This window comes from Mesorhizobium sp. WSM4841 (genome assembly GCF_055811515.1).
In genome coordinates this window covers 124,590-132,235 of sequence record NZ_JBVVQC010000017.1, presented here as the reverse complement: position 1 = coordinate 132,235, position 7,646 = coordinate 124,590, and the positions used below count along the sequence as shown (strand labels likewise).

The following is a 7,646-nucleotide window of genomic DNA, read 5'->3' as shown; positions in this document are numbered from 1 at the left end:
GAGGGATGGCCGCCAAACCGTCGAACAAAGGGATGGCCGCCTTGAAAAGGCCCCTTGACAGCGAAAGCCCCATACAAAGGTGGCCCGAAAGGGCCGGATGAGGGGCCTTCGCCCAATGCGATTGTCTCGCCGATAGACGGGACCAAGAAATTCATGCCCAGATCGCGACAGAGATGCCAAATCGGTCGGCGAGCGGCGGATCCGGAAACGGCCTTGCCTCGCCGCTGGCGATGCGGCCGGCGATCAGCATCATCGCTGCGGCGTCGAGAAAGTCGTCGGCAGCAGCGCCTCGCGGCGGCGTCCGGTCGAGAAAGCCACTGATATAGCCGTGCCGGCAAAGCAGCGCCTTGCGTTCCGCCATGCCGGCCGGGTTGACGGCGCCCTTGATCTTCTTCGGCAGGCGCATTGCCTGATCGCCGTTCAGGCGGCAGAAGGCGACTTCCGGATGCGATTCGAAGACGCGGCTGCGCAGTTCGGGACGCGCGATCAGCACCGCATCGACCTCGCGGATCTTGGCAAAGATGCCAAAAGCCTGGATCGAGACGCCGCGCGGCGGATCGGAGGTCGCCTTGGCCACTTCGCTTGCCTGGCGATGCGCGGCATACCAGGCCTCGATCGTGGTGAAGCCATCCGTATGCGCGTAAAGCGCCGCACGCGAGGGGATGGCGAAGACACTGGATTGCCTGTTGCCAAGCAGCCGCCGCACCAGCGCTTCGGGCCCGCGGCCGCCCTTTTGCGAAAGGTCGGGCAGGCCGATCGGCATGTCGACGGCGACCGTCGCATCGGCCGGCAATCCGTCGAGCAGTGCCGCGAAGCTGGGAAAAACGGCTACCGAGGGGGCTGCGCCCGGATCGCGGCGAACGGCGATCCAGCCGGCCTTGCAGCCGTCGACACCGACGAAAGTCACGCTCTTTTGTCCCGCCCCGGATGCAGGAGATGGCGAAGCTGCACCATCGCCATCGGGTGCGACAGGCTCTGCGCGTCGGTTTCGAGCTGCAATTCGTCGCCGCCGCGCTTGGCAGTGCGCGCCAGTATCTCGTAGACCGCCGCCGTGGTCGACTGCAGTGCCTTGATCGGCGGCTGGCCGGACAGGATGCGCGCCAGATAGACGGCCGCCGTCAGGTCGCCGAGGCCATTAGGCGGATTGTCGATGAGGCGATGTTCGGCGAGCAGCGCCTGATTGCCGTTGAGCAGCAGATTGCCGGTGCCGCCGGCCATCATCGCCGGCGCGGAAGTGACCAGCATGGTCGACGGCCCGGCATGAAGGGCGGCCGCCATCACCGCTTTCAGGTCGGGCAGCGGCGCTTCCGCCATCCATTCCAGCTCGTAGCGGTTGGGCGTGGCGATGTCGGCGATCGGCATCAGCCGGTCGCGCATGGCAATGGCGGTCGTCTCCGGCACAAAGAGCCCGCCCGAATCGCCCATCACCGGGTCGCAGATATAGACGGCGTCCGGCGTCTTCGCCTTGACCGCGCCGACCAGCGAGGCGACGGCGTCGGCCTGGCCGCCTTCGCCGAGATAGCCGGACAGCACCGCGCCGACCTCGCCCAGCCATGGCGCGCGCTCGAGATCAGCCATCAGCGCCTTGAATTGATCGAGCGGCGGCACGATGCGCGTCGCCCGTCCATGGCCCGGATGCCAGGGCAGGATGACGGTCGGCACCGCCCACACCGGAAAGCCCAGCGTCTCCAGCGCAAAGACCGCGGCGCGGTTGCCGACCGAGCCGCGCGCGACATGGCTGGAAATGACGATGACCGCGCGCGGCGCGTCGTGTTCTTCGGTGCTCACGAGGTTCCTAACTTTGGCTGATGAAAACCACGAGCCAGATCAACAGGCCAATGGCGATAACGAACCCCAGCGCCCGGCCAATGCGCGTGCCCCAATATTCGATCGGGTCCGACTGGTCGGCGTCTGCAGCTGTGACGTGATCGCGCGCGCCCTTCGCGGTCCGCGCAATGAACGAGGCCGGGTCGGTTTCGCGTGCCACGCGCTCGATGATGCGGCGCGATTCGTCGTCGCTGTCCTGGCGTTCCGCCATGGCGATGCCCTGTTTTCGCGGCGACTTTAACCTGTTCGCCCGGCCAATTACAGGGCCTGACAGTGAATGATAAAGCACCAGTAAGGTCCCCCGGAGGTCATGTCCTCGCGCACGGATTGTGGTAATGCTTCGCCTGTCAGTCTTATCGAGGGATCTTTCCATGCTTGCCCTTTCCTCCCCTTTCGTCTTCCGCAATCTGCCTGCCTTGCTGATGATGGCGATCGTGCTGCCGCTGCTGGCCGGCTGCGGCTACAACACCATCCCGACGGCGGAGGAAAACGCCAAGGCCGCATGGAGCCAGGTGCTGAACCAGTACCAGCGCCGCGCCGACCTCATTCCCAACCTGGTCGAGACGGTCAAGGGCTATGCCGCGCACGAGAAGGAGACGCTCGATGCCGTGGTCGAGGCGCGCGCCAAGGCGACGCAGGTGACGGTGACGCCGGAAACGCTGAGCGATCCGGAAGCCGTCAAGAGATTCCAGGACAGTCAAGCCGGCCTGACCAGCGCGCTGTCGCGGTTGCTGGCGGTGGTGGAGAATTATCCCGACCTCAAGGCCAACCAGAATTTCCTGGCACTGCAGGCGCAGCTCGAAGGCACCGAAAACCGCATCGCGGTCGCCCGCCGCGACTATATCCAGGCGGTGCAGGAGTACAATCTGACGCTGAGGACCTTCCCGTCGGTGATTTGGGCGACCCTGTGGTTCCGCGACAATCAGCCGTTCGCCAATTTCACCATCGAGGAAGACAAGATGCAGACGCCGAAGGTCGATTTCGGCACGCAGCAGGGCGGGTGATCGGCGCTTAGCGAGCGCAGTTTCCATTGGCCTTGTACTCCGTCCCACCCCCCTCTGTCCTGCCGGACATCTCCCCCGCAAGGGGGGAGATTTGCAGCTTCTGCGTTCCGTCCGCTCCTGCAGCATTCAAAATTGGCGAAAGCCAACGCGACAGCCGATCTCCCCCCTCGTGGGGGAGATGTCCGGCAGGACAGAGGGGGGTGGGAAGAAACACCAGCCTGATATTTTTTGGCTTCCTTTTAAGCCTTCTCTTCCTCCCCATCACCGCCGTTGCCGCCGAATTGCCTGTTCTGACCGGGCGGGTCGTCGACAATGCCGGTATCATCGATGCCGCGACCGAGGCGGCGCTGATCCGGAAGCTCGCCGATTTCGAAGCCAAGAGCTCGGACCAGATCGTCGTCGCGACAATCAATAGCCTCGACGGCGAGGAGATCGAGCCCTACGCCAATCGTCTGTTCCGCGCCTGGAATCTCGGCCAGGCCGGCGAGGACAATGGCGTGCTTTTGCTGGTCGCCAAGGACGACCGCAAGATGCGCATCGAGGTCGGCTACGGACTGGAAGGCACGCTGACCGACCTGCACACCAAGCTGATCATTGAAAACGACATGGTGCCAGCCTTCCGCGCCGGCGATTTCTCCGGCGGCATAGCCAAGGCCGTCGACGACATGGTCATGGTGCTGGAAGGCAATCCGGAAGAGCTGGAAGCGCGCGGGACCCGCAACCAGCAGGCGCCATTCAACACCGACGATCTGTTCTTTGCGATCTTCATAAGCATCTGGGCGATCATCTTCTTCGGCAGCATCGCCGCCTCCATCCTGCCGCCGATCTTCGGCCGGAAACTCGGTCCCGGCCGCTATCGCTGGCTGGGCATGACTTTCGAGCCAGGCCGGCGATCTTCCAGCGGCTGGTCGGGAAGTTCCGGCGGGGGAGGCTGGTCCTCAGGCGGTGGCGGCTTTTCCGGCGGCGGTGGCTCGTCCGGCGGCGGCGGCTCATCGGGAAGCTGGTGACGGCATGACAAGAGGCGCCATCCGCTCACCAGCTTCCGGCCGTTTCGCCGCGACGATCGGCGCTGCCTTGGCGGCCATTGCGGTGCTGCTGCTGGTCGGCTTCACCGCACTTGCCGCCGAATTGCCTGTTCTGACCGGGCGGGTCGTCGACAATGCCGGTATCATCGATGCCGCGACCGAGGCGGCGCTGATCCGGAAGCTCGCCGATTTCGAAGCCAAGAGCTCGGACCAGATCGTCGTCGCGACAATCAATAGCCTCGACGGCGAGGAGATCGAGCCCTACGCCAATCGTCTGTTCCGCGCCTGGAATCTCGGCCAGGCCGGCGAGGACAATGGCGTGCTTTTGCTGGTCGCCAACAACGACCGCAAGATGCGTATCGAGGTCGGCTACGGACTGGAAGGCACGCTGACCGACCTGCACACCAAGCTGATCATCGAAAACGACATGGTGCCAGCCTTCCGCGCCGGCGACTTCTCCGGCGGCATAGCCAAGGCCGTCGACGACATGGTCATGGTGCTGGAGGGCAATCCTGAAGAACTGGAAGCGCGCGGGACCCGCAATCCGGCCGAAAGCAATGCCGTCGATCCCATCGTCGCGCTGTTCATCATCGTGTGGGCGACGCTGTTTTTAGGCGGCCTGGCGATGGCGTTCCTGCCGCCGATCTTCGGCATTAAGCTGTCGCCTGGCGTGTATAAATGGCTCGGCATGACATTCCGCTATGGCCAAAGGTCGGGTTCCGCGTCCTCGGGCGGCGTCTGGACAACCGGCACCGGCAGCGGTTGGTCATCGGGCCGTTCCGGCGGCGGCTGGTCGTCGGGCGGTAGTGGCGGCGGCTTTTCGGGCGGCGGCGGCTCGTCCGGTGGTGGCGGTTCTTCAGGAAGCTGGTGAGACACAACATGGCGACACGACCGATCAGCTCCGAGGACCATGACCGCATCGCCAAGGCGATCCGCGCCGCCGAATCAACGACCGATGGCGAAATCTACTGCGTGGTGGCCTATGCCAGCGACGGCTATTTCTTTCCGGCCGCCTTCATGGCGACGCTGGCCATGCTCGTTGTCAGCCTCGCCGTCAGTTACGGGCTGGAAGCGTGGTGGCTGTCGATCCGCGTGCCGCATTTCGTTATTGCGCAACTTCTGGCGATGGCCTCGGTGCTTGTCGTGTTGTGGGCGCTGCCCGGCTTGCGCATCCACCTGGTGCCGAGACGGCTGCGCTACCAGGCTGCGCACGCCAATGCGATAAAGCAGTTCCTCGCCCGCAACGTCCATCGCACCGCAGCACGCACCGGCGTGCTGGTCTTCGTCTCCATTGCCGAGCACTACGCCGAAGTGATCGCCGACAGCGGCATCGATAGCCGTGTCGGCCAGGATGTCTGGGACGGCGTCGTCCGCGACCTTACCGCGCATGCCGGCGACGATCGTCTCGCCGATGGCTTCATCAAGGCGATCGAAGCGACGGGTGCGGTGCTGGCCGAGCATTTCCCGGTTTCTACCGGCGACAGCAACGAGCTAGACGACCATCTGGTCGAGATCTAAGAGCCTGCCTGCAAACGCTACTCTGCCGGACGCCTGACGCGATTTTCTGCGCCTCCGATGCTCACGGACTTAAATGTCCGCTGCGCTTCGGTTCTCGAAAACCGCGCCATTCGCCTCGGCAGAGCGCGTTTTCAGACAGGCTCTTTTCGTGTCGCAAGCACGTTCATCGGCTGTGCGAAAGCTTGCGAGCCGCTGACGGGACTCTTGCAATCGGGCGATGCGGGTTTATGGTTAACCAATCATGAAGACGCTGAGCATCGACATCAGGAAAGCCGAGCCGCGCGACGCAAGCGCCATCGCCGACGTGCACCTGCTGGCCTGGCGCGGCGCCTACTCCGGCATCATCCCGCATCGCACGCTGACATCGATGATCAACCGCCGCGGCGCCGACTGGTGGGCGAACGCCATCCGTCGTGCCGCCACCGTCCTGGTCGTCGAGATCGGCGGCAAGGTCGCCGGCTACGCCACGATCGGCAAGAACCGCGCCCGCGAGCTCAAGCAGCAGGGCGAGATCTACGAACTTTACGTGCGCCCGGAATATCAGGGCATCGGGCTCGGCAGCCGGCTATTCTCGGCCGCACGGGCGCGACTGGCAGACCACGGCCTGAAAGGCATGGTGGTGTGGGCGTTGGAGGACAACCAGAGCGCGCTCACCTTCTATGCCGGCGCCGGCGGCCGCGACGTCGCCGAGGGCGTCGAGATCTTCGAGCAGAAGGCTCTGAAGAAGGTCGCCTTCGTCTGGGAATGACGGCTCGACACGCCTTTCGCTAACACCCTCAGCTGCTTTCAGTACCATTCGCCGCATTGCACCATGCGCCGCTGCCCGCTATCGGTCTCCAATCGAAAGAGGGACAAAAGCCATGCGTATCGAAGCCATCGCCATCGGAAAGAACCCGCCGGAGGACGTCAACGTCATCATCGAAGTGCCGATCGGCGGCGAGCCGATCAAGTACGAGATGGACAAGGAGGCCGGCACGCTGTTCGTCGACCGCTTCCTGCACACCTCGATGCGCTATCCCGGCAATTACGGCTTCGTGCCGCACACGCTGTCGGGTGACGGCGACCCGATCGACGTGCTGGTCTGCAACACGCGCGCGCTGGTGCCGGGCTGCGTCATCAATGTGCGGCCGATCGGCGTGCTGGTGATGGAGGACAACTCCGGTCTGGACGAAAAGATCATCGCGGTGCCTTCGCCCAAGCTGACGCTGCGCTACGAGAATGTCACCGAATACACGCACCTGCCCGACATCACCCGCCAGCAGGTGCAGCACTTCTTCGAGCACTACAAGGATCTCGAACCCGGCAAATGGGTCAAGATCGAAGGCTGGCACGATGCCGCCTACGCCAAGAAGATGATCATCGAGGCGATCGAACGGGCGAAGAAAAGCAAGTAGCCGAACGCCTGAAATTTGCGGGCAAACTCCTGGCGTAGCGCCGCCCCTCATCCGCCTGCCGGCACCTTCTCCCCGTGAACGGGGAGAAGCCCGCTGACCTCGACCTTGGCGCCCATTCAGCAACGCTGGTAATTGGCGAAACCATTCATGGCGGCGTCTTTCTCCCCGTCACTATACGGGGAGAAATGCCCGGCAGGGCAATGAGGGGCAGCGCGGACCGACGATACTTGATTGACGCGTCGCTGAGGTCATTTCAATGCCCTCGCCTAATTATCGACGCGGCCGAAAGCGGGTGCGTTGCCGATAACGACGCGCTTGTCCTTGCCGCAGGCAAAGGTCCGCGCCTTCTCGTCGGCGAGCTTGCGGGCCTGGTCGTTGGCGCTGGGGTTGCCGGTGGCCAGCACCAGGCCGACGGTGCAGCCCTCATAGGTCTCCGGCTGGGCGACCTTGGCGACGACCAGCACGTCGGTGGGTTTGTTCTCTCCCTCAGGATTGCTGATCGAGCGACGGTGGATGACCGCGAAAGGAATGGCTGCGTCGCCGTTCGTCTCGATGCGCCATTCGAGTTTTGATCCAGCCGAATTGAGCCCGACAAAACTTTCCCAGACCGCGGTCATGTCGCTGGGCGGAAAACCATAGAACAGCGATTCCCGGGCATCGTCGTAGGCGATCAGCACCGAGTAGCCGCGATAGCCCGAACAGGCGAGACTGGTCCAGTCGCCTTCGCCTTCCTCCGCCTGCGCGTAGGTCACGCAGTCGTTCTTCCAGTCGAGATCGGTGTAGGCGCTGGAAATATCGCCGGCCTGGGCAGCCTGGCAGAGGCCGGCAAGGGCAAGCGGGATCATCAAAAAGCGACGCATCGCGAGCAACTCCGTTTC

General features: G+C 63.9%; 10 protein-coding genes. 6 read left to right on the top strand and 4 right to left on the bottom strand.

The window, feature by feature from the left end; translation table 11 throughout:
• Positions 1–151 precede the first annotated feature (151 nt).
• The 3 genes from AC0L14_RS20655 to AC0L14_RS20645 are packed head-to-tail and all read right to left on the bottom strand — an operon-like array spanning position 152 to position 2,038.
• Positions 152–907, bottom strand: a complete 756-nt coding sequence (locus tag AC0L14_RS20655; protein WP_473750564.1) for a DUF429 domain-containing protein — start codon at positions 905–907, stop codon at positions 152–154.
• Positions 904–1,788: a pyridoxal kinase PdxY gene (pdxY, locus tag AC0L14_RS20650; protein WP_473486212.1), complete on the bottom strand. Its 885-nt coding sequence runs from the start codon at positions 1,786–1,788 to the stop codon at positions 904–906. The genes AC0L14_RS20655 and pdxY overlap by 4 nt, the downstream gene beginning before the upstream one ends.
• 7 nt (positions 1,789–1,795) lie before the next feature.
• A complete protein-coding gene (locus tag AC0L14_RS20645) occupies positions 1,796–2,038 on the bottom strand; it encodes a hypothetical protein (protein WP_473486213.1) in 243 nt (80 codons plus the stop codon).
• Positions 2,039–2,198: 160 nt separating this feature from the next.
• Here AC0L14_RS20645 and AC0L14_RS20640 point away from each other — a divergent pair, with 160 nt between their 5' ends.
• The 6 genes from AC0L14_RS20640 (at position 2,199) to ppa (ending at position 6,768) form a co-directional block, all read left to right on the top strand.
• Positions 2,199–2,831: a LemA family protein gene (locus AC0L14_RS20640; RefSeq protein WP_473486214.1), complete on the top strand. Its 633-nt coding sequence runs from the start codon at positions 2,199–2,201 to the stop codon at positions 2,829–2,831.
• A gap of 200 nt (positions 2,832–3,031) precedes the next feature.
• Entirely contained in the window at positions 3,032–3,838 is an 807-nt protein-coding gene (locus AC0L14_RS20635) for a TPM domain-containing protein (protein WP_473486215.1), read from the top strand.
• Between the two features lie 4 nt (positions 3,839–3,842).
• Entirely contained in the window at positions 3,843–4,727 is an 885-nt protein-coding gene (locus tag AC0L14_RS20630) for a TPM domain-containing protein (RefSeq protein WP_473750563.1), read from the top strand.
• 8 nt (positions 4,728–4,735) lie between these two features.
• Positions 4,736–5,374 (top strand): TPM domain-containing protein, encoded by a 639-nt coding sequence (locus tag AC0L14_RS20625; RefSeq protein ID WP_473750562.1) that lies wholly within the window; start codon positions 4,736–4,738, stop codon positions 5,372–5,374.
• 241 nt (positions 5,375–5,615) lie between these two features.
• Positions 5,616–6,122, top strand: coding sequence for a GNAT family N-acetyltransferase (locus AC0L14_RS20620; RefSeq protein ID WP_192360455.1), 507 nt, complete (start codon positions 5,616–5,618; stop codon positions 6,120–6,122).
• Between the two features lie 112 nt (positions 6,123–6,234).
• Positions 6,235–6,768: an inorganic diphosphatase gene (gene ppa, locus AC0L14_RS20615; RefSeq protein WP_473525789.1), complete on the top strand. Its 534-nt coding sequence runs from the start codon at positions 6,235–6,237 to the stop codon at positions 6,766–6,768.
• 266 nt (positions 6,769–7,034) lie between these two features.
• On the opposite strand, the gene AC0L14_RS20610 is transcribed toward ppa, so the two are convergent.
• On the bottom strand, positions 7,035–7,628 hold the full coding sequence (locus AC0L14_RS20610) for a hypothetical protein (RefSeq protein ID WP_473750561.1): 594 nt from the start codon (positions 7,626–7,628) through the stop codon (positions 7,035–7,037).
• Positions 7,629–7,646 lie beyond the last annotated feature (18 nt).

Excerpts from the sequence above, each read along its gene's own strand:
- AC0L14_RS20645 (WP_473486213.1), bottom strand. The coding sequence starts at position 2,038 with ATGGCGGAACGCCAGGACAGCGACGACGAATCGCGCCGCATCATCGAG.
- AC0L14_RS20640 (WP_473486214.1), top strand. The coding sequence starts at position 2,199 with ATGCTTGCCCTTTCCTCCCCTTTCGTCTTCCGCAATCTGCCTGCCTTG.
- AC0L14_RS20630 (WP_473750563.1), top strand. The coding sequence starts at position 3,843 with ATGACAAGAGGCGCCATCCGCTCACCAGCTTCCGGCCGTTTCGCCGCG.
- AC0L14_RS20625 (WP_473750562.1), top strand. The coding sequence starts at position 4,736 with ATGGCGACACGACCGATCAGCTCCGAGGACCATGACCGCATCGCCAAG.
- AC0L14_RS20620 (WP_192360455.1), top strand. The coding sequence starts at position 5,616 with ATGAAGACGCTGAGCATCGACATCAGGAAAGCCGAGCCGCGCGACGCA.
- ppa (WP_473525789.1), top strand. The coding sequence starts at position 6,235 with ATGCGTATCGAAGCCATCGCCATCGGAAAGAACCCGCCGGAGGACGTC.
- AC0L14_RS20610 (WP_473750561.1), bottom strand. The coding sequence starts at position 7,628 with ATGCGTCGCTTTTTGATGATCCCGCTTGCCCTTGCCGGCCTCTGCCAG.